The sequence below is a fragment of the Agathobaculum ammoniilyticum genome, from assembly GCF_025567315.1.
In the GTDB taxonomy this organism is placed as follows: Bacteria; Bacillota; Clostridia; order Oscillospirales; family Butyricicoccaceae; genus Agathobaculum; species Agathobaculum ammoniilyticum.
The window spans coordinates 70560-90440 of sequence record NZ_JAOQJE010000005.1 but is presented as its reverse complement, the minus strand read 5'-3'; the positions used below and the strand labels follow the sequence as shown (position 1 = coordinate 90440).

Below are 19881 nucleotides of genomic sequence, written 5' to 3'. Positions count from 1 at the left end.
TTTCGGGCAAACTACCTATTATCTTTTCGTAAGAATTGCAAAATTTGTGCTTTCTTCCGAAAAACATTTGTCCGCGGTGCAAGGAATCATGCAACCGATTTCAGTGGCGCAGCCCTTTCTTCATGTTCGGCCCCCTTTTGCCCGAGTGCAGAGAAAAAGGCAGGCCGCGAATGCGGCCTGCCTGCCAAGGTGCCCGGCTCCGGCGGACGCTCCCTCCGCCGCCCTGGAACAGGGCCGCCGTTTATTCCAGCTCGAACGCGCCGGTATAGAGCTGGTAATACTTTCCACGCTCGGCAATCAGCTGCGCATGGTTGCCGCGCTCGATGATATGGCCTAGCTCAAGCACCATAATCACGTCCGCGTTCTGCACAGTCGACAGGCGGTGTGCGATCACAAACACGGTGCGGCCGTACATCAGGCCGTCCATACCCGCCTGCACGATGGACTCGGTGCGGGTATCGATGCTGCTGGTCGCTTCGTCCAGGATCATAACCGGCGGATCAGCCACCGCCGCGCGCGCAATGGACAAAAGCTGGCGCTGACCCTGTGACAGGCTGCCTCCGTCCCCGTCAATCACCGTATCATAGCCGTCCGGCAGACGACGGATGAAGTCGTCCGCGCCCGCAAGCTGCGCCGCGGCTTCGATCTCCTGGTCGGTCGCCTCCAGATTGCCGTACCGGATGTTGTCGCGGATCGTACCGGTAAACAGGTTAGTGTCCTGCAGAACGATGCCAAGCGAGCGGCGCAAGTCCGCCTTTTTGATTTTGTTGATGTTGATTCCATCATACCGGATCTTGCCGTCCGCCAGATCGTAAAAGCGGTTGATCAGGTTGGTAATCGTGGTCTTACCCGCGCCGGTCGCGCCGACAAAAGCCACCTTCTGCCCCGGCTCGGCGTACAGCGTGATATCATGCAGCACGATCTTCTCCGGATTATAGCCGAAATCCACGTCGAAAAACCGAACGTCGCCCCGTACCTGCTGGTAGGTGGTCGTACCGTCCTCATGCGGATGCTTCCACGCCCAAATGTTGGTTTTTTCCGGCGTTTCCACCAGTTCGCCGTTTTTATCGTACTTGGCGTTGACCAGGGTGACATATCCGTCGTCCGTTTCCGGCGCCTCATCCATCAGCTCGAAAATACGCTCTGCGCCGGCCAGCGCCATGACAATGGAGTTGAACTGCTGCGAAATCTGTGTAACCGGCTGGGTAAACGATTTGGTCAGCTGCAGGAAGCTGGCGATCACGCCGATGGTGATGCTGCTTCCAACCACACCGGACAGCGCCAGCGTGCCGCCGACCACGGCCACCAGCACATACAGCAGGTTGCCAATGTTCATCATGATCGGCATGAGGATGTTGGCAAAGGTGTTCGCGTTCTTCGCATTTTCCCGCAGCTCATCGTTGAGCGCGTCGAACTGCTCCTTGCACTTATCCTCATGGCAGAACACCTTGACAACCTTCTGCCCGTTGATCATTTCCTCGATATAGCCGTTAACCTTGCCAAGCGAGGTCTGCTGCTCCAAAAAGTATTTTGCCGACTGCCCGCCGATCCGCTTGACCACCACCAGCATCACGGCGACGCCTGCCAGCACGAACAACGTCAGCCACACATTGGTCGCCAGCATGGCGATAAACACCGCGATGATCGTCATTATGGAGGAGAACATCTGCGGGACGGACTGGCTGAGCATCTGCTGCAGCGTGTCTGTATCATTGGTAAAATGGCTCATCAGGTCGCCGTGGGTATGGGTGTCAAAATAGCGGATGGGCAGGGTCTGCATACGCCCGAACATCTCGTCGCGCACCTTTTTCAAAATGCCCTGCGAAATGGCCACCATCAGCCAGTTATACAGGAAGGTGGAAACAATGCCTGTCAGATAGATCAGGCCCATCAGCAGGATGGCATGTATCAGGCCGGTGAATACGGGCGCGGCTTCCAGCAGCAGCGGTGCGATATAATCGTCGATCAGCACGCGCAGGAACATCGAACCCGCTACGTTCACAACTGCGGAGATCAGAATGCACACCAGAACCACGCCGAACTGAACCGCGTAGCCATCCCTGATATAGTGTAGCAGCCGGCCCAGCGTCTTTTTCGGATTTTTGCTGCGTTTACCGCCGGCCATCTGTCCCCGGCGGCCAGGGCCGCCCATTGCGGGTCTTGCCATTATTCCTCGCCCCCTTTGTTCATTTGCTGCTTATAGATCTCCTGGTAAATCGGGTTGCCCGCGAGCAGCTCCTCATGCGTGCCGACCGCCTGGATCGCGCCGCCGTCCAGAATGACGATCTGGTCCGCGTCCTGCACGGACGAGACGCGCTGCGCGATAATCAGCTTGGTCGTACCCGGGAGCTCCTCCGCGAACGCCTTGCGGATCAGCGCGTCGGTCTTGGTGTCGACCGCGCTGGTCGAGTCGTCCAGAATGAGTACCTTGGGCTTTTTCAGCAGCGCGCGGGCAATGCACAGACGCTGCTTCTGGCCGCCAGATACGTTGGTGCCACCCTGCTCGATATAGGTATCGTATTTCCCCGGCATCTGCTGGATGAATTCATCCGCCTGCGCCAGGCGGCACACGTGCTCAAGCTCCTCGTCGCTCGCGTGCTCGTTGCCCCAGCGCAGGTTCTCCTTGATCGTGCCAGAGAACAGCACATTCTTCTGCAGCACCATGGCGACCTGCTCGCGCAGCGCTTCAATGTCATAATCGCGCACATCCACGCCGCCCACCTTAACCGAGCCGGTCGTGACATCGTACAGGCGCGGGATCAGCTGTACCAGCGTAGACTTGGCCGAGCCGGTGCCGCCCAGGACGCCGATGGTCTGCCCCGCCTTGATGTGGAGGTCCACGCCGCGCAGGGCAAGCTTACGCGCATCGCCCTTGTAGCTGAAATTGACGTTATCGAAATCGATATCCCCGTTTTTTACCTCGGTCACCGGCTGCGCCGGATTATGGAGGTCAGGCTGCTCCTCCAGCACTTCGACGATGCGCTCCGCGCTCGCCTTAGACATGGTAATCATGACGAATACCATCGCGACCATCATCAGGCTCATCAATATCTGCATCGCGTAGGAAAACAGGCTGGTCAGCTCGCCGGTCGTCATGCTGCCGCCGACGATCAGCCGCGCGCCGAACCAGGAAATCAGCAGCATGCAGGCATACATGCAGAACTGCATGAGCGGCGAAACGCCCGCCATAATCTTCTGCGCCTTGGAAAACGCCTTGTAAAGCCGTCCGGAAACGTTTTGAAACTTTTCGGTTTCATATTCCTCACGCACATAGGCCTTGACCACACGGATGCCGCGCACGTTTTCCTGCACGACCGTGTTCATCTGGTCGTAGATCTTGAACACACGCTCGAAGATCGGCCCGACAAACTTCATCAGCAGGCCCATGCCCACCGCCAAAACAGGAAGCACGCCCAGGAAAATCAGCGCCAGCTCGCCGTTGATCTGAAACGCCATGATCAGCGCGAACACCAGCATGACCGGACAGCGCACCGCGATGCGCGTACACATCTGGAACGAGTTCTGCACATTGGTCACATCGGTCGTCAAGCGGGTGACGATCGAGCCGGTCGAAAACTTATCGATGTTGGAAAAGGAAAAATCCTGCACCGCATAATACATGTCGTGCCGCAGGTTGCGGGCGAAGCCGGTGGAGGCGCGCGCCGCATAGGTGCCTGCCGCTGCGCCGAACACCAGCGCCAGCGCCGCGCACGCCACGAGGATGGCACCGTATTTCCAGATCTCTCCCATATTTTGCGCATCAATGCCCTTATCAATCAGAAGCGCCATTACTGCGGGGATAACGACCTCCATCACAACCTCGAGCACCACAAAAAACGGCGTGAGCAGCGCATCCTTTTTGAACTCGCGCACGCTTTGTAACAGCCTCTTTATCATTCTTGTCCCTCCGAAGCCCTGCGTTGATAGTTTTCCAGATTCGCGCGGATCCTGCCGCACACGCGGAACCAGGCGTCCATGTCCTCCTCGCTGATGCCGGCACGCATCAGCGTCTCTGTGTCGCGGAACTTCTTTTTGATCCGCGCATCGAGCGCCAACGCCTTGTCAGTCAGCACCAGCCGTTTGAGCCGCCCGTCCTGCGGCACCGGCTCGCGCCGCAGCAGCCCGTGCTGCTCCATGAGCTGCAAAATGCCGGTCGCAGTCGAACGCCGGAAGCGGAACTGAGTCTCCACATCCTTTTGGAAGCGGTCGCCGTCTGCAACCAGCAGGTAATGAATAATCATCCCCTGCATACCGGTCACCTTGCTGAATTCCTCGCCCGATTGGCGCGCCATCTGCCGCTTGAACAGATTGTTCAGCATGCCGAGCTCGCCGCAGATCGTTTGCTCCTGCATCAATTATTAGCCTCCTTACTGTTAGCTTACTAACACAGTATACACCGATTCGTTGTGTTGTCAACAGATTTCACAAAAAGTTCAAAAAGGGCGTTCCCTCTGCCAAACGGAACGCCCTTTCTTCTCTGTAATTTATGCACTTTTACGGCTTATACGGCTTTTCCAGATACATTTTCTGTAAAAATGAACGTCCGGTCTCTGTACGGAACACCCGTTCCCCCGCCGTTCCACAGGCCTCCGGCGGCAGGGCGCTTTCATATGCGTTGACCAGAAAATCCGCCTCAAGCAGGATGCGGAAGGCAAGATCCTCCGAAGCGTCGAAACTGTGATGATGCGCGATCAGCCAAGCAATTTTCTCCGCCTGCGCCGCCGAAGCGCCGGCCTGCGCGAGCAGCGGCGCGGCGACCGCCGGCCCCTCCAGCTCCTGCCACTTCCCGCCGGAAGAGCCGTGCTTGCGCTCCGCTTCGTGAATGCCGATATCATGCAGGAGAGCCGCAGCGTCCAGAATATTCTGTTCTTCCTCCCCCAGGCCCTCGCTTCGTCCTAACAGGCGGCAGAACGCATATACTTTCATAAAATGCTGCACCCGACGCGCGTCCCCCGCATCATAGGCGACTGCCAGCGCCGCCAGCTTTTCCAGATCGATCATCGTCAAGCTCCCTCCCAGCGGAACCGCTCCATATCCACCCGCCCGTCGGCGGTAAACTCTATCCCGTCCGCCTCCAGCATTGCGCGCTGTATATCCGCGCCGCCGAATGCAAAAGCTGGAGAGGTACGGCCCTCTTTGGTCACCACGCGGTAGCATGGTATTCCTTCCGGATCCGGATTCGCGTGCAGCGCATAGCCGACCACCCGCGCCCAGCGCGGATTGCCCGCCAGCAGCGCAATCTGGCCGTAAGTCGCGACCGTGCCGCGCGGGATGCGCCGGACGACCGCATAAATTTTGTCAAAACTGTTCATTTTGCAAGTCGCACCCCCTCGCACTTCATTATATCAGGTAAATCTGACAATTTCCATCCCCATTCCACAAGTAAAAAATGTATATTTTTAACACGCTAAATTGTTGCACACATTCGCAAAATACTATATAATAATTACACACTACAGCATGTATGTAAGTTATTCCGCACTTTTCCCTGATTATTGGAAAGAGGCTGCGGCAGAAATGTAAGGAGGACAAATCAAATGGCACTTACCAACACTTACCTCAAGCGCGTATACGAAACCGTGCAGAAGCGCAACCCGAACGAGCCGGAATTTCAGCAGGCGGTTCTTGAAGTACTCGAAAGCTTCGAGCCGGTCGTAGAGGCGCGTCCGGAGTTGGAGAAGAACGGCATCATCGACCGTATCGTCGAGCCGGAGCGCATGGTAATGTTCCGTGTTCCGTGGGTGGATGACGAGGGCAAGGTTCAGGTCAACCGCGGCTTCCGCGTGCAGTTCAACTCCGCAATCGGCCCCTACAAGGGCGGTCTGCGCTTCCATCCGTCTGTCAACGCGTCGGTCATCAAGTTCCTCGGCTTTGAGCAGTGCTTCAAGAATAGCCTGACCGGCCTGCCCATGGGCGGCGGTAAGGGCGGCTCGGACTTCGATCCCAAGGGCAAGTCCGATGCGGAAGTCATGCGTTTCTGCCAGTCCTTCATCACCGAGCTGTCCAAGCACATCGGCCAGTTCACCGACGTACCGGCGGGCGATATCGGCGTCGGCGGCCGCGAAATCGGCTTTATGTACGGCCAGTACAAGCGCCTGCGCAACGAGTTCACCGGCGTACTCACCGGCAAGGGCCTGTCCTACGGCGGCTCGCTCGCGCGCACCGAGGCGACCGGCTACGGCCTGTGCTACTATATGAAGGAAATGCTCGCTTACAAGGGTACCTCGTTTGAGGGCAAGACGGTCGCCATCTCCGGCTCGGGCAACGTGGCGATCTACGCCTGCCAGAAGGCGACCGAGCTGGGCGCCAAGGTCGTTACCGTGTCGGATTCCAATGGCTTCATCTACGACCCCAACGGCATTAACCTCGATGTCGTCAAGGACATCAAGGAGGTCAAGCGCGGTCGCATCAAGGAATACGCGGACCGCGTGCCGGGCAGCACCTACACCGAGGGCCAGCGCCCGTGGAGCGTCAAGTGCGACGTCGCGCTGCCCTGCGCAACCCAGAATGAGATCAGCGGCGACGACGCCAAGGCCCTGATTGCGAACGGCTGCAAATTCGTGGCCGAGGGCGCGAACATGCCGTCCACGCCGGAGGCTGTGGAGGCGTTCCTGGCAAACGGCATCTTCTTCGGTCCTGCCAAGGCGGCCAACGCAGGCGGCGTCGCCACCTCCGGCCTGGAGATGAGCCAGAACTCGCTGCGCCTGTCCTGGACCTTCGAGGAGGTTGATCAGCGTCTGCACGATATTATGGTCAACATTTTCAAGACCTGCATTCAGTCCGCTGAAAAGTACGGCCACAAGGACAACCTTGTCATGGGTGCGAACATCGGCGGCTTTGAGAAGATCGCGGACGCCATGCTCGCTCAGGGCGTTTGCTAAATCTCCTCTTTCTTCCGCCAACTGAACAGAAAAGGCTTCGGAACATCGTTCCGAAGCCTTTTTTCTCTTTGCCAGCCTGTCCGCGTGTTCTTTCCAAAAACCGGCCATACTTTGTCCGCTTTTTGTGCTATACTACTGGTGAGGGGTGAAGCCATGCAAAGCGGACGCTTGTTTGAGATCTTATATATCCTTTTGGAGCGCGGTGGCGCGACCATACCTGATCTTGCCTGCCAGTTGGAGGTATCTGAGCGCACCATCCGCCGCGATATTGACGCGCTCTCCGCGGCGGGCGTGCCGGTTTACGCGGCGCGCGGGCGGCGGGGCGGCGTGCGCCTGATGGACGGCTTCGTGCTGTCCAAATCCCTGCTGTCCGCGCGCGAGCAGGACGAAATCCTGTACGCCCTGCAAACCCTTCGCGCCACCGGAGCCGTGCAGGATGGCGCTCTGCTCACTCGCCTGTCCGCCCTGTTCCGGCGCGAGGCCGTGAGCTGGATCGACGCGGATTTCTCCGATTGGGGCGACTCCGGCGAGCGGCGCGCGCTGTTCGAGCTGCTCAAGTCGTCTATCCTGGAGCGTCGGGTGCTGGCCTTTGACTATTACGGGCAGAATGGTGCTGCGGCGCGGCGCACCGTGGAACCGGTCAAGCTGCGGTTCAAGGGAATTTCGTGGTACCTACAGGCATGGTGTCGGGATCGACGCTCTTTCCGCACCTTCAAGCTGTCGCGCATGGAGCGTATCGCACTGCTGGACGAGCGCTTCGCGCCGCACGGAGACCCGCCCCCGCTGGACGGGAATCAGGCTGTATCCGTGCCGACCACCCGCATCGCCGTCCGCTTTTCCCCCGCCGTGGCATTCCGCGTATATGATGAATTTGAACGCGCCTGCATCTCCCCGCAGCCGGACGGATCCCTGCTGGTGCGGACCGAATGGCCGGTAGGTGCCTGGGGTGCCGGTTATCTGCTGTCCTATGGCTCGCATGCCGAAATCCTGTCCCCGCCCGCACTGCGCCGCCACATCGCGGCGGAAGCAAAAAAAATCGCCGCGCTTTATCCAAATGCGGACGCGCCCTGTCCGGTATCCGATGCTACAATGGAGCCATCAAAACCGAAAGGATGAACGCTATGCTGCAATATGAAACCGTATCCCTGCCCGCCCGAACGCTGGTTGGGCTGAAATGCCGCACAGGGAACGCCGATCCCGCCTGCGCGCAGAAGATCGGCGGCCTGTGGGAGCAGTTCATGCGCGCCGGCCTGATGGCCGGACGGGAAGGCGCGCCCTGCTACGGTCTATATACCAATTACGGCTGGGACGACGAGAGCTACGACGCGGTCGTGGCCTGCGAAAGTGAAGCTTGCCCCGCGGGGTGCGTACCAATCGAGATACCGGCGGGCGAATACGCTAAATTCCATTTTCACGGTGATATCCGCGCGATGCCGATGCAGGCATGGGGCGAAATCTGGTCCCTGCCCCTGCCGCGCGCCTACGGCGTGGACTTTGAGGAATACCGCAATTACGAGGACGGGCAGGCGGATATCGATATTTACGTCGGTCTGGCGGACATCTGCCAGTCCTGCGGCATGCCGATGACCAGGCCCGCCGACCGTGGCACCGAAGCGGATGGCACGCAAAGCTGCACCTACTGCACCTACTGCTACCAGAACGGCGCGTTCACCTACGACGCAACCATGGAAGAGCAGATAGAGCACAACCTCAACTGCGCACCCGAGCTGTACACCGACCGCGAGCGCGCGAGAGAGCAGATGCGGGAATATTTCCCCACTCTTACGCGCTGGAAAGGGGAAACGGAGTAGTGAAAGGCTATGACAACTTTTTCCTGCCCGTCGATGATCTGGACGCGGCGAAACGGTTTTACGGCGGCGCGCTCGGGTTGGATCTGAAATTCGACTTTTCCGACAGCGGGATGTCCGCCTACCGTGTCGGGCAGGAGGAGCCGGCCATTATCCTCAAGGACAAGTGCCGCTTCCCAGTCCAGAAGCCCGTAACCTGGTTTGAAGTCAGCGATGTCAAGGCACAGTACCGTCGGATGCGCGCGGACGGCATCGCATTCCTTTCCGAACCGTTCCATATGCGGACCGGCTGGACCGCTGAATTTGAGGACCCGTTCGGCAACCGACTGGGCATCACCAATTATCTGCAATAATACAGCGCGCCGCTGCAAGCAGCGGCGCGCTTTGCTTGGCGGAGTGTAATATACTGCAAGAATTTTGGCGCGCGGTATGCTATACTGTCTGCAGACTATGAAAGGAGGCCGCGTCATGCCGGATGAATCCCGTACCGTCTGCTACGACCAGGTGCTCGGCATAGAAGCTTATCACCTGCAGGGCGTCGTGCAGAAATTCCCCAACCACTTCCACGAGTATTATGTCATCGGCTTCATCGAAAGCGGCGGGCGCCATCTGTGGTGCGGGGGACAGGAATACGATATATCGGCCGGCGACCTTGTGCTTTTCAATCCGCACGACTGCCACTGCTGCGCCCCTGTAAGCGGCGAACCGCTGGACTACCGCGCGGTCAACATCCCACCCGACGTTATGTGCCGTGCCGCAAGGGAGATCACCGGCAGGGAGCAGCCGCCCCGTTTCACGCGCAACCTTTTGCCGCAGAGCGAGCTCATGCACGCCCTCCGTGCCCTGTACGACGCGCTTGTGCGCGATGCGCCCGCGCTGGAAAAGCAGGAGGCGTTCTATTATCTCCTCGAACCGCTTCTGTCCGGCTGCACCCTGCCGCCAGCCGGAGTGGAGCCGCCGCCCGCGCAGAACAGCCAGATCCAGATGCTCTGCGCCTATATGGAGCAGCATTACGCGGACAGCATCACGCTCGACAGCCTGGTTTCCATGACAGATTTCGGCAAATCCTACCTACTGCGCCTGTTCGCGCGGCAGGTTGGCGTTTCTCCCTACCGGTATCTGCAGAATATCCGGCTCAGCCGCGCCAAGGAGCTGCTCGAGCAGGGCGTTCCTCCGGCCGACGCCGCGTGTCTGACCGGCTACGCCGACCAGAGCCATTTCACGCACTATTTTAAGGAGTTCATCGGGCTTACGCCCGGGCAATACCAAAAAATCTTTACCGGAAACGATATGCAGAAGGAGCGGTAATCATGGATACGCAAACAGAAAAATGTGTGCTGGTGATCGACGGGACGCTGCCGCTGGGCCTGATCGCCAATACGGCAGCCATACTAGGCATCACGCTGGGCAAGCATCTGCCGCAAGCGGTGGGACCGGATGTTCGCGACAAAAGCGGCCGCGCCCACCTCGGCATCACCGCCCTCCCCGTACCCATCCTGCGGGCAGACCGGCAGACGCTACGCGCGCTTCGCCGGAAACTGTACGAGCCGTGCTTCGCCGGCTTGATCGCCGTGGATTTCTCCGACCTCGCACAAGGCTGCGGAACCTACAGCGAGTTCACCCGTAAGGCCGCGGCTTCCCCCGAGGAGGAGCTGTCCTATTTCGGCATCGGCATCTGCGGCGCGAAAAAGCTGGTCGGCCGGCTGACCGGCAACCTGCCGCTACTGCGCTGAAGCCCTCCATGACACAACGCCGCCCGCCGTTTCCGCACAAGACAAGGAAACAGCGGGCGGCCGCTTTCTGTTTTAATGGAATTTTGCCCGATAATCCCCCGGCGACATCCCTTCCTGCTCATGGAACAGCCGGATCAGCACCTTGCCGGATGGCAGGCCGACATGCATCGCGATTCGCTCCAGCGAATCGTTTGTCGTCCGCAGGTACTTTTTCGCATATTCCATGCGGATCACGCTGACCGTATGCGCAAACGAGCGGCCGAACATTTCCTGAAACAGGCGGTTGACGTGGCGCGGCGTCACGTTTAACTGCTGGGCTACCATGTCTATCGTCAGCTCATCCGCATAATTGGAGTGTATGTACTTCGATGCTTCCAGCGCGATATTCTTATAGCCGAGCGGCGTTTTCACGTCCGAAACCACCGAAGTCGTCTGCCGCAGCAGGTTGAGGACGAACAGGTAATATAAAATGCCGATCTGGCTAGCCCATCCGATCTTCCTGTCCTGTATCTGCTTGTGTATATCCGCAAGAAGCGCCTGCTGCGAAACCGCGCGCGGCAGGTAAATATATTTATTGGTATCCGCTTTATCCAACGCTTTGGCGATTTCCCGATACTCAAGCTCCGCGTCGATCGACGAATTGCCGCTTTTCGGAATAATATCAAAGATCATTGTGAAATACACCGCGGGCTTTTCCGGCATATAGCGCAGCCGGTGCAGATGGTTCTTGCCCAGCAGCACCATGCTGTTTTCATATAATGGCAGGCTGTCCTGTCCGCAAACCACATTGGCTTCCCCTTCTATGCCGTAGAAAATCTCATACAGGTCGTGCTGATGTTCAAATACCGGTATGATCTGGCTCATCTGCTCCGCATAGTAAAGAACAAAATCAAAAGCGCCGAAAGGAATAGTCGTAATATGATTATGATATATCTGTTGATTGCGGTACTCTGCCAGCAAAGCGATCTTTCCTCCTTTTTCTCTCCTGTTATCAGCCCTCATTCTCATAATGCAAAAAACACAGGTTATTTGTTATTTTTGCATAGTAATTTTATTTTACAGGATTTCGCTGTGCTTTGCAATAGCGGCATGCAGCTCACGCCGGTTGGACACATGGCGCAGCAGGACGCTGGAACGGGCGTCCCCTCCATCCAGGAACAGCACGCGGCTGAGCAGCATTTTTTTGAGCTGGGCATGCGGCAGGCTGAAGCGCTTTTCGCCCACATGGCCGAACGTGCGCCGGTCGGTGACCAGAACGCACGAATTCTGCGTCAGATACAGGGTATGTGCTGCGCTCGCCATCATCCACATGGAAAGCACGCTCGACAGCAGGACCGCCGCGTGATAGCCGGAAAACAGCCGCCCCGCAGCAAACGAAACCGCGGCGAATGCAAAATAGCCGCACATGGTCGGGATGGAATTGAACAAAGCCACATCCTCCACCTGCTCGCCAGGCTCCAACTGGTCAGCCAGCTCATCCACCATCTTCCGGTATCGCGTCGTCATATAACACACCCGTTTCTCCTGTTTTTTTCATTATAACATGGGATACCACACTTGTCAGGGGCGTTTGCTATAGAAAAAAACGCGAAATTTTCTATTCCCCAAAAGGGACATGTTTCCCGCGAAAATGTCTGAAATATAAATTGACTTTGACTGAAATGCTTGGTATTGATTAATATAGCGCTGTGTACAGCGTTCGGAATTCTATACTTTACATAAGGCAAAGGAGGCAGTTTGTGATGAAGACATTATGCGGCGTATTGGTTGGCGACATGAAAGATCCCAACCCAGAAACACGCGGCAAGGTAGCCCTGGTGGATATCCCATTCCCTGCCATGGGACCGCAGGATGTCCGGATTAAGGTCGCGTATTGCGCGATCTGCGGCTCGGACCCGCACTGTGTTGCCGGCTGTTTCGGCCAGCCGAAAGGCTCCACCGAGCCGATCCCGCTCGGCCACGAGATTTCCGGCGTCGTCGTTGAATTAGGGCCGGAGGCCAACCACAAGGGCCTGAAGGTCGGCGACCGCGTGGCGGGCAATTTCCTGCGGTTCTGCGGCGGGTGCTATTATTGCCAGAACGGACAGCAGCAGTTCTGCGTCAACGCGCAGCAGTACAACCGCCCCGGCTACGCGCCCGAACTGATCTGGCACGAGGACCAGGTCTACAAGCTGCCTGATTCGGTCAGCCTGAAAGAAGGCTGCCTGCTCGAACCCATGTCGATCATCGTGCGCATGATGGACAAGGCGCAGATGAAGGTCGGCATGCGCGTCTGTGTCTGTGGCGGCGGCCCGATCGGCCTGCTGGCCCTGCAGACCTTCAAGCTGTACGGCGCGACCGACCTGACCATGATCGAGCCGATCGCGGACCGGCGCGCGCTGGCTTCCGAGCTTGGCGCGGACCATTTGATCGACCCCGCTTCCCAGGATGTTGTGCAGGCCGCGATGGAACTGACGGGCGGCCTGGGCTATGACGTTGTTCTGGACTGCTCCGGCTCGGTGCGCGCGGTCACCTCGCTGCCTGATATCACCGCCAACTGCGGCATGCTGATCTACGGCGCCCAGTATCCGAACGAGTACGAACTGCCCTTCAACATCTCGAAATACTGCTACTTCAAGGAGATAACGGTGACCGGCGTAATGGTCGCCCCCTATGCGTATCCGCGCGCGCTGCAGCTCCTGCCGCGCCTCAACCTCAAGTGCCTGACTGAAACGGTGTTCGACCTGGATGACGGCGTGGCCGCGTTTGATGCGCAGCTGACCGGAAAATACCCCAAAATCCTTATCAAGTGCAATCCCGACCTCGAGTAATTTTTCCTGAAAACGGCCGGAGGCCTCGTCCTCCGGCCGTTTTTTCTCGCCTTCTCAGGGCAGGACCGCAAAATCCGATATGTGCAAAAAGCACACCCGTTTTTTGTAAACATTTCACAATATTCCAACTCTATACCGCTTATTTTGGACACAAAATGCAATTTCATGTCCGTAAAACCAGACGACAGACACTAAAAACCGTCGTATGATACTTATACACAAGGGGAGCGTCGAATCCGTATTGTCATTTTTCACAAAACGCAGTCGCAAAATACGATAATTCAACCATATCGTTATTTTTATGTCAATATAATTGTGAAAAAGTTCACACTTCCCCTGCGCGTATTCAACATTCAAGGAGGTATTGTGATGGCAGACAAACAGGAAGTAAAGCGCTTAAACGACTTGGCGTATGAAATGCGCACAAAGCTGATCAATCTATGCGGCGTATACGAGGGTGCCGTACATATCGGCGGCGACCTGTCGATGACCGACCTGCTGATCGGTCTGTTCCACCACGGGCTGAACGTTGACCCGACCGACATCAAAAATCCGAGGCGCGACCGCTTCGTCCTTTCCAAGGGGCATGGCGCGGTGTGCATGTATATCGCGATGGCGCTGCGCGGCTTTTTCGATTATGACGAGATCGTGCGCACCTATGGCCAGATGGACAGCGCCTACGGCATGCACCCCTGCAAGGTACATCTGCCGGGCGTGGAATGCTCCTCCGGCTCGCTGGGACAGGGCCTATCCATGGCGGTCGGCATGGCCATCTCCGCCAAGGTCAAAAAGGAAAGCCACCGCGTCGTCTGCATGCTGGGGGATGGCGAGAGTTGCGAGGGCTCGGTCTGGGAGGCCGCGATGTCGGCGCGCTCCTACGAGCTGGGCAACCTTGTCGCGGTCATTGACCGCAACAAGCAGATGATGTGCAGCTATACCGAGGAAATCACCTGCATGGAGCCGTATGCCGACAAATGGAAAGCGTTCGGCTGGAACGTGATCGAGATTGATGGACACGACATGAACGCCATCGTCGACGCGCTGGACAGCCTTCCGCCCGTGACCTCCCTGCGTCCGACGGCGATTGTGGCGCACACCACCAAGGGCAAGGGCGTGGACTTCATGGAAAAGGTGATCGGCTGGCATGCCGGCAGCCTGAACAAGGAAGACTGGGACCAGGCGCTCAAGGATCTGGCAAAGAACTACGGTAAGGAGGCATAAAGATGGCTGGCTCATTTAACTTTGGAGAATGGATTTCCGCGCGCAGCGTGATCGGGGACACCCTGGATGAGATCGGCAAAACCAATGAAAAGCTGTTCGTCTGCACGCCCGATGTCGGCATGAACCTCAAGCGTTTCCGCGAGCATTATCCAAACCGGTATATCGACGTCGGCATCGCGGAGCAGAACTGCGTGGGCGTTGCGGCCGGCCTTGCGCTCGAGGGCAACATTCCGGTCATCATGGGCATGCTCCCGTTCCTGTCCATGCGCTCATGCGAGCAGGTCCGCACCGCGGTCTGCTATCAGAACCTGCCGGTCCGCATCATCGGTACGGGCGGCGGCCTGACCTCGGGTGGCGGCTCGACCCACAACGCGATGGAGGATATCGCGATCCTCAAGAGCATGGTCAACATGACTGTGCTGTCCATCGGCGACCCGAACATGATCCGCGACATCCTGCACCTGTCCATGGACTATGCCGGCCCAATGTACATCCGTCTGGCGCAGGGCAAGAAGGACCGTCAGCTTTATGAGCCGGGTACGATTGAATACAAGATCGGCGGCAGCGTGACCGCGCGCGACGGCAAGGATTTCACCATCCTTGCGCATGGCGAAATGGTAGGCGAAGCGCTTGATGTGGCGGAGGAGCTTGCGAAAGAGGGGATCGACGTCCGCGTGATCGACATGTATTCCATCAAGCCCTTCGACGAGGCGGCCGTCCGCAAGGCGGTTGAGGAGACGGGCAACCTGGTCGTCTGGGAGGACCATCTGATGAGCGGCGGCCTGGCCAGCACGCTGTCCGACTTCTTCACGGACAACCACATCCAGCCCAAGTCGTTCCGCCGGTTCGGCATCCCGCAGGTCTACGCGGGCTTCGGCAGCGGGGAGGAGCTGCGCCGCAAATACGGCTACGCCGCGGAAGACATCGCCGCCTATATCCGCTCGGCCGCGAAGTAACCCTGTCCCTCGGCGCATCCTGTTCCTGCGGAGCCGGCCGGAATCCGTTTCCGCAGGGGCAGGCTGTTTATCCAACAACACGGAGATAAGAAAGGGGATTTTTCATGAGCACACAAACGACCGCAACCTCATCCGCTGCCGCAGTGAATGAGTATACCAAGCTGAATATCCCTCGCAAAATAGGCTACGCCTGCGGCGACTTTGCCTGCAATATGAGCTGGACGTTGGTCGGCTCCTACCTGGTATTCTTCCTGACCGATATTGCGCTGATTAACGCAACGACGGTCGGTTTGCTGATTTTCATTTCGAAGTTCTGGGACGCGGTCAACGACCCCATCGTCGGCTCGCTGGCTGACCACACGCGCACCCGCTGGGGGCGGTACCGTCCCTGGGTCATGTTCTCCTTTATCCCAATGCTGATTTTCAACGTGCTGACGTTCACCACCAATCTGGAATGGTCGGAAACCGCCCGTACTTGGTGGGGGCTCGGCATGTACTTCATCCTCGCACTGGTCTATACGATGGTGAATGTTACTTACTCCGCGATGCCCGCCATGATGACCCGCGATACCGAAACGCGCAGCGCGCTTTCCAGCTACCGCATGACCGGAGCGTTCCTCGCCATGACCGTACTGTCCTATGCGACGCTCCGCGTCGTCAACGCGATGGGCGGCGGCGCGACCGGTTACCGCAACGCGGCGATTGTGTTCTCCCTGCTCGCAGTACCATTCTTTATTATCACGGTCGCTTCCTCCAAGGAGGTCGTCACAATCGACGACACCAAGACCGAAAAGGTTTCCTTTATCAAGCAGTTCAAGGTGCTCAAAGGCAACTGGCCGGTTATCCAGCTTGCCATCGCCTACCTCGGCTGGGGCATCATCCAGGGCGGCATGACGTTCCGCCTGTACTTCTGCACCTATAACGCCGGCGACGAGCTGCTCTATGCGAACACACAGACCCTATGGTCGGTCATGGGCATGGTGGGCGCGTTCTCAGTCAGCTATCTTGTCACCCGCGTCAAGAACAAGGGGACACTGGGCGGTGTTTCCTTTACGCTGATCGCCATCTGCTCGATCATCTCGCAGTTCCTGCCGATCACCACCTCGGGCGGCCAGATCATCTATTATGTGATGATGGGCGGCGTGGGTCTCGGCTCCGGCATGATGCTGGGCAATGTGTTCGGCATGATGCCCGACACCGCCGAGTATACCTACCACAAGTGCGGCGTTTACTGCGCCGGCTTCCTGTCCACATTCATTAACTTCATGCTCAAGGTCGGCCAGGCGGTTTCGATCGCGGGCGCTGCGGCCCTACTCGACGCACTGGGCTATGTGGCGGGCGCGCAGCAGAATGCAACCGTGCTGTTCGCCATGAACTTCGGCTCGCATATGTTCATCGGCCTCTGCTCGATCGTATGTGCGATTGCACTGTTCGCATACAAGCTGGATAAGGCCACTTATGATAAAATTGTCGCCGACCTGCGTGAGCGCGGTATGGCGAACTGAGTACCTGTCACACGGATTTTCTGAAAGGAGTGTCTATATCATGGCAACAATGAAGCAGCTCTGGTGGGTGGATTGGGACCAGATCGAACTGCGCGAGGTCGAAATCCCGCAGGTCAAGCCCAACGAGGTCAAGGTCAAGGTCGCATACGCCGCGCTTTGCGCGACCGACGTGCATCAGGTGACGATGGGCGTCATGAACAGCAAGCCCCCCGCCCCGCTCGGACACGAGGCCTCCGGCACGATCGTCGAACTGGGCGAGCAAGCTGCCGCCGCCGGCTATAAGGTGGGCGACAAGGTTACGATGTTCCCCGTTTCCCACTGCGGCGAATGCGAATGGTGCAAAAAGGGCATGACGCAGTACTGCATCAATTCCAAACCCACCGGCGCTTTCGCGGAATATGTCGTCACGGATGTCAAAACGATCTACAAGCTGCCGGACAACGTTGAGCTGCGTGATTACGCGATCGTGGAGCCGACCAACTGCTGTCTGCGCGCCATGGACCTTGCCCCCATCCGCCACGGCGCGACCGTATGCGTCGCCGGCGTCGGCGGCATCGGCTCAATCATGCTCAACCAGATCCTGCTCTCGGGTGCGGCTCGCATCACAGTCATCGATCCGGTACCCGAAAAACGCGAGCTGGCGCTCTCCATGGGCGCGCAGTACGCGATCGATCCCTTTAACGAGGACGCGGTCGCCCGCGCCATGGAAATCACCGACGGACTGGGCTTCGACTATGTGTTCGAGATGTCGGGCTCCCCCAAGGCTTCCGAAACGCCGCTCAAGATCCTGGCCCGCTGCGGGACCGCGGTTTACTTCGCGGTATTCCCGCCCAAATTCGAGATGCCGCTTAACCTGCATGACCTGTACATGAAGGAGGGCCGCATCCAGACCGTATTCACCACGACCACGATCATGAACCGCTCCATCAACATGATCGAGCGCATGCAGACCGACAAGATCATCGGCAAGATTATGCCGCTGAGCGAGGCGGTGGAGAGCTTCGAGGTATTCAAAACATCCAAATACCCGAAAATCCTGCTCGACTGCAGCAAACCGTAAGCCATCCTCTTTCTTTCACAATCTACAAGCTTCCGGCAGCGGAGGTGCGTCCAGCGTACGCGCCTCCGCTGCCGGACTTTCTTTGTATAGCATATGGCCGCGCAGTCATATTCCTGTCCCCTTTCTCATACCCTTTCATCAGAGGAAAGGAGGCGGCGAACATGACAGGAAGACGTCCGGCGCGCAAACGCGCCGGCAGCGGAAAAGGGCTGCTGCTCGTGGTGGTACTCATTCTCGCCGCGGGAATCATCAAATATGCGGACGCGCCCCTCGCCGTTTCCGCGCGCGAAAAAGCGGCGACGGCGCTGGCCGGACTGCCGGGCGCGGACCGTATCCTTGCCGTGTTCGGCGGGGATGATACGGTGCAGGATGTCAGCGAGGTATTCGGCGCACAGCCGGACAGCCAGGAGAAGGAGCCAGACTATGCCGTATCCTCCGGCGGCGCGGACGACATCCTGGGGCGGGAAAAAACGTTGTTCCCCGATACGGTCGACCAGACCGTCTATCCGATGGAATTCGAACACATCCTGCCCGCCGAAGGCACATTGACTTCGGACTTCGGCAGCCGTCTCAGCCCGACCACAGGACAGCCGGGCTTTCATTACGGCTTGGACATCGCAGCGGATGAAGGCGTCCGGATCGGCGCCTTTGCGGATGGGACGGTGCGCGAGATCGGGGAGTCGAGCTACGGCAATTATCTAATTGTAGACCACGACGACGGCTTTTCCACGCTTTACGCGCACTGCAGCAGCATCTCGGCCAAGGTGGGCGATTCGGTAAGCTGCGGGGAGGAAATCGCACGCGTCGGCCAGACCGGCAACGCGACCGGCCCGCACCTGCACCTTGAGCTGTGGAAGGATGGCGCCGCCCTTGACCCATCCGATTACCTGACCGAGCTTTAAGTGAAAAGGCTTGAGGTCCGCGACGGGTTCCTCGTGCTGCTGGCCGCGCTCTGGTGTGTGGACGAAACCAATACCCTGCCGCTGTTCCTGCTTGCCGCGGCCATACACGAGCTGGGGCATGTGCTGGTGCTGTCCCTTGCGGGCGGTCGGGTGCTTCGGCTGACGCTTACCGCCTGCGGCGCCGTGCTTCGCTGCACCCTGCCAGAGGGCCGCTGCGCTCGCGCCGCAGTCTGTCTTGCCGGTCCGGCGGCCAGCTTTGCGCTTACCGCCTTCGCCGGAGAGCTTGGGCTTTACCGCCTTGCGGGCGCAAGCATGTTGCTCGGCGCGTTTAACCTGCTCCCCATGCCGCCGCTCGACGGCGGCATGGCGCTTTGCCACCTCGCCGGCGGCCGGTTCCCATTCGCGCGCGGCGCGCTTTCGCTGGCTGTCATGGCCGGACTTCTCACCACAGGCTGCTGGCTGTGGCGGCAGGGCGGCGGTGCCTGGCTGCTGCTCATCGGCGCACTGATCAGCGCCCAAACAATGAAAAACCTTGCCAAAACCACCGAATAGGTGTAAGATAAAAATACCATCAGAGGTTTGCTGGAACGGAGGCTACATGTTTCACATCGGCGATCAGATCGTACACCCTCTGCACGGCGCAGGCGTAATCGAAGATATTGTCGAGCGCACCATTGACGGTACGCCCGCGCAGTATTATGCGCTCCGCCCCGCGTTCGGCGACACGCAGCTCTTTATTCCGGTCGATTCCTGCGAAAAGCTCGGGATACGTCCGGTATGCTCCAGAGCGCAGGCCGAGGCTTTCCTGCACAAGCTGGACGACGTTGCGCGCAGCGAGGATAAGGGTTGGAACCAGCGCTATCGGGAAAATATGCTGCATATCCGTTCGGGCGACCTGCTCGAGGTCGCGCAGGTCGTCAAAAACCTTGCGGAGCGGGACCGCGAACGCGGCCTGTCCACTGGGGAAAAGAAGATGCTCGCTTCCGCCAAGCAGATCCTGGCCTC

Annotated in this window: 21 protein-coding genes; 14 read left to right on the top strand and 7 right to left on the bottom strand. The window is 58.4% G+C overall.

Translation table 11 applies throughout. The features are described 5' to 3' along the window. Positions 1 to 241: 241 nt before the first annotated feature. From OCV66_RS07015 to OCV66_RS06995, 5 genes are all read right to left on the bottom strand, one after another. Positions 242 to 2167 carry an ABC transporter ATP-binding protein gene (locus tag OCV66_RS07015; RefSeq protein WP_082396845.1) on the bottom strand — a complete coding sequence of 642 codons (1926 nt, stop codon included), beginning with the start codon at positions 2165 to 2167 and terminating at the stop codon, positions 242 to 244. Further along, positions 2167 to 3897 carry an ABC transporter ATP-binding protein gene (locus OCV66_RS07010; protein ID WP_054326428.1) on the bottom strand — a complete coding sequence of 577 codons (1731 nt, stop codon included), beginning with the start codon at positions 3895 to 3897 and terminating at the stop codon, positions 2167 to 2169. Before OCV66_RS07010 ends, OCV66_RS07015 begins: the two co-directional genes overlap by 1 nt. Continuing rightward, complete coding sequence (locus OCV66_RS07005) at positions 3894 to 4352, bottom strand: MarR family winged helix-turn-helix transcriptional regulator (protein ID WP_262564150.1); 459 nt, start codon at positions 4350 to 4352, stop codon at positions 3894 to 3896. Before OCV66_RS07005 ends, OCV66_RS07010 begins: the two co-directional genes overlap by 4 nt. A 142-nt stretch (positions 4353 to 4494) precedes the next feature. Continuing rightward, positions 4495 to 5001, bottom strand: coding sequence for an HD domain-containing protein (locus OCV66_RS07000; protein ID WP_147573992.1), 507 nt, complete (start codon positions 4999 to 5001; stop codon positions 4495 to 4497). Positions 5002 to 5003: 2 nt separating this feature from the next. Next, positions 5004 to 5312, bottom strand: coding sequence for an MGMT family protein (locus OCV66_RS06995; protein ID WP_054326425.1), 309 nt, complete (start codon positions 5310 to 5312; stop codon positions 5004 to 5006). 225 nt (positions 5313 to 5537) lie between these two features. Between OCV66_RS06995 and gdhA the strand changes: the two genes are divergently transcribed. From gdhA to OCV66_RS06965, 6 genes are all read left to right on the top strand, one after another. Then, complete coding sequence (gene gdhA, locus OCV66_RS06990; protein ID WP_054326424.1) at positions 5538 to 6881, top strand: NADP-specific glutamate dehydrogenase; 1344 nt, start codon at positions 5538 to 5540, stop codon at positions 6879 to 6881. A 153-nt stretch (positions 6882 to 7034) separates the two neighbouring features. Then, a complete protein-coding gene (locus tag OCV66_RS06985) occupies positions 7035 to 7997 on the top strand; it encodes a helix-turn-helix transcriptional regulator (RefSeq protein ID WP_054326423.1) in 963 nt (320 codons plus the stop codon). Between the two features lie 5 nt (positions 7998 to 8002). Beyond that, entirely contained in the window at positions 8003 to 8692 is a 690-nt protein-coding gene (locus OCV66_RS06980; RefSeq protein ID WP_054326422.1) for a zinc ribbon domain-containing protein, read from the top strand. Then, a complete protein-coding gene (locus OCV66_RS06975) occupies positions 8692 to 9042 on the top strand; it encodes a VOC family protein (RefSeq protein WP_054326421.1) in 351 nt (116 codons plus the stop codon). The genes OCV66_RS06980 and OCV66_RS06975 overlap by 1 nt, the downstream gene beginning before the upstream one ends. Before the next feature lie 115 nt (positions 9043 to 9157). Then, complete coding sequence (locus OCV66_RS06970; protein ID WP_107631712.1) at positions 9158 to 9997, top strand: AraC family ligand binding domain-containing protein; 840 nt, start codon at positions 9158 to 9160, stop codon at positions 9995 to 9997. A 2-nt stretch (positions 9998 to 9999) separates the two neighbouring features. Further along, complete coding sequence (locus OCV66_RS06965) at positions 10000 to 10422, top strand: DUF2000 domain-containing protein (protein WP_054326420.1); 423 nt, start codon at positions 10000 to 10002, stop codon at positions 10420 to 10422. A gap of 72 nt (positions 10423 to 10494) precedes the next feature. On the opposite strand, the gene OCV66_RS06960 is transcribed toward OCV66_RS06965, so the two are convergent. After that, positions 10495 to 11382 carry an AraC family transcriptional regulator gene (locus tag OCV66_RS06960; protein WP_054326419.1) on the bottom strand — a complete coding sequence of 296 codons (888 nt, stop codon included), beginning with the start codon at positions 11380 to 11382 and terminating at the stop codon, positions 10495 to 10497. Positions 11383 to 11478: 96 nt separating this feature from the next. After that, a complete protein-coding gene (locus tag OCV66_RS06955; RefSeq protein WP_107631710.1) occupies positions 11479 to 11928 on the bottom strand; it encodes a hypothetical protein in 450 nt (149 codons plus the stop codon). Between the two features lie 236 nt (positions 11929 to 12164). On the opposite strand from OCV66_RS06955, the gene OCV66_RS06950 reads away from it, so the two are divergent. From OCV66_RS06950 to OCV66_RS06915, 8 genes are all read left to right on the top strand, one after another. Then, a complete protein-coding gene (locus OCV66_RS06950; RefSeq protein ID WP_054326417.1) occupies positions 12165 to 13232 on the top strand; it encodes a zinc-dependent alcohol dehydrogenase in 1068 nt (355 codons plus the stop codon). A gap of 369 nt (positions 13233 to 13601) precedes the next feature. Beyond that, a complete protein-coding gene (locus OCV66_RS06945; RefSeq protein WP_054326416.1) occupies positions 13602 to 14453 on the top strand; it encodes a transketolase in 852 nt (283 codons plus the stop codon). A 2-nt stretch (positions 14454 to 14455) separates the two neighbouring features. Next, positions 14456 to 15409 carry a transketolase family protein gene (locus OCV66_RS06940; protein ID WP_054326415.1) on the top strand — a complete coding sequence of 318 codons (954 nt, stop codon included), beginning with the start codon at positions 14456 to 14458 and terminating at the stop codon, positions 15407 to 15409. Between the two features lie 104 nt (positions 15410 to 15513). Further along, complete coding sequence (locus tag OCV66_RS06935; protein ID WP_147573991.1) at positions 15514 to 16914, top strand: MFS transporter; 1401 nt, start codon at positions 15514 to 15516, stop codon at positions 16912 to 16914. 40 nt (positions 16915 to 16954) lie between these two features. After that, positions 16955 to 17974, top strand: a complete 1020-nt coding sequence (locus OCV66_RS06930) for a zinc-dependent alcohol dehydrogenase (RefSeq protein WP_159068179.1) — start codon at positions 16955 to 16957, stop codon at positions 17972 to 17974. Between the two features lie 161 nt (positions 17975 to 18135). Next, complete coding sequence (locus OCV66_RS06925) at positions 18136 to 18876, top strand: M23 family metallopeptidase (RefSeq protein ID WP_054326411.1); 741 nt, start codon at positions 18136 to 18138, stop codon at positions 18874 to 18876. After that, positions 18877 to 19428, top strand: a complete 552-nt coding sequence (locus OCV66_RS06920) for a zinc metalloprotease (RefSeq protein ID WP_107631706.1) — start codon at positions 18877 to 18879, stop codon at positions 19426 to 19428. It begins immediately after the preceding gene. Between the two features lie 46 nt (positions 19429 to 19474). After that, on the top strand, positions 19475 to 19881 hold a 407-nt coding region (locus OCV66_RS06915; protein WP_262564069.1), incomplete at its 3' end, for a CarD family transcriptional regulator.

Bases quoted from the DNA above. Each gene is read 5' to 3' on its own strand.
- OCV66_RS07015 (WP_082396845.1), bottom strand. From the start codon at position 2,167: ATGGCAAGACCCGCAATGGGCGGCCCTGGCCGCCGGGGACAGATGGCC.
- OCV66_RS07010 (WP_054326428.1), bottom strand. From the start codon at position 3,897: ATGATAAAGAGGCTGTTACAAAGCGTGCGCGAGTTCAAAAAGGATGCG.
- OCV66_RS07005 (WP_262564150.1), bottom strand. From the start codon at position 4,352: ATGCAGGAGCAAACGATCTGCGGCGAGCTCGGCATGCTGAACAATCTG.
- OCV66_RS07000 (WP_147573992.1), bottom strand. From the start codon at position 5,001: ATGATCGATCTGGAAAAGCTGGCGGCGCTGGCAGTCGCCTATGATGCG.
- OCV66_RS06995 (WP_054326425.1), bottom strand. From the start codon at position 5,312: ATGAACAGTTTTGACAAAATTTATGCGGTCGTCCGGCGCATCCCGCGC.
- gdhA (WP_054326424.1), top strand. From the start codon at position 5,538: ATGGCACTTACCAACACTTACCTCAAGCGCGTATACGAAACCGTGCAG.
- OCV66_RS06985 (WP_054326423.1), top strand. From the start codon at position 7,035: ATGCAAAGCGGACGCTTGTTTGAGATCTTATATATCCTTTTGGAGCGC.
- OCV66_RS06980 (WP_054326422.1), top strand. From the start codon at position 8,003: ATGCTGCAATATGAAACCGTATCCCTGCCCGCCCGAACGCTGGTTGGG.
- OCV66_RS06970 (WP_107631712.1), top strand. From the start codon at position 9,158: ATGCCGGATGAATCCCGTACCGTCTGCTACGACCAGGTGCTCGGCATA.
- OCV66_RS06965 (WP_054326420.1), top strand. From the start codon at position 10,000: ATGGATACGCAAACAGAAAAATGTGTGCTGGTGATCGACGGGACGCTG.
- OCV66_RS06955 (WP_107631710.1), bottom strand. From the start codon at position 11,928: ATGACGACGCGATACCGGAAGATGGTGGATGAGCTGGCTGACCAGTTG.
- OCV66_RS06950 (WP_054326417.1), top strand. From the start codon at position 12,165: ATGAAGACATTATGCGGCGTATTGGTTGGCGACATGAAAGATCCCAAC.
- OCV66_RS06945 (WP_054326416.1), top strand. From the start codon at position 13,602: ATGGCAGACAAACAGGAAGTAAAGCGCTTAAACGACTTGGCGTATGAA.
- OCV66_RS06940 (WP_054326415.1), top strand. From the start codon at position 14,456: ATGGCTGGCTCATTTAACTTTGGAGAATGGATTTCCGCGCGCAGCGTG.
- OCV66_RS06935 (WP_147573991.1), top strand. From the start codon at position 15,514: ATGAGCACACAAACGACCGCAACCTCATCCGCTGCCGCAGTGAATGAG.
- OCV66_RS06930 (WP_159068179.1), top strand. From the start codon at position 16,955: ATGGCAACAATGAAGCAGCTCTGGTGGGTGGATTGGGACCAGATCGAA.
- OCV66_RS06925 (WP_054326411.1), top strand. From the start codon at position 18,136: ATGACAGGAAGACGTCCGGCGCGCAAACGCGCCGGCAGCGGAAAAGGG.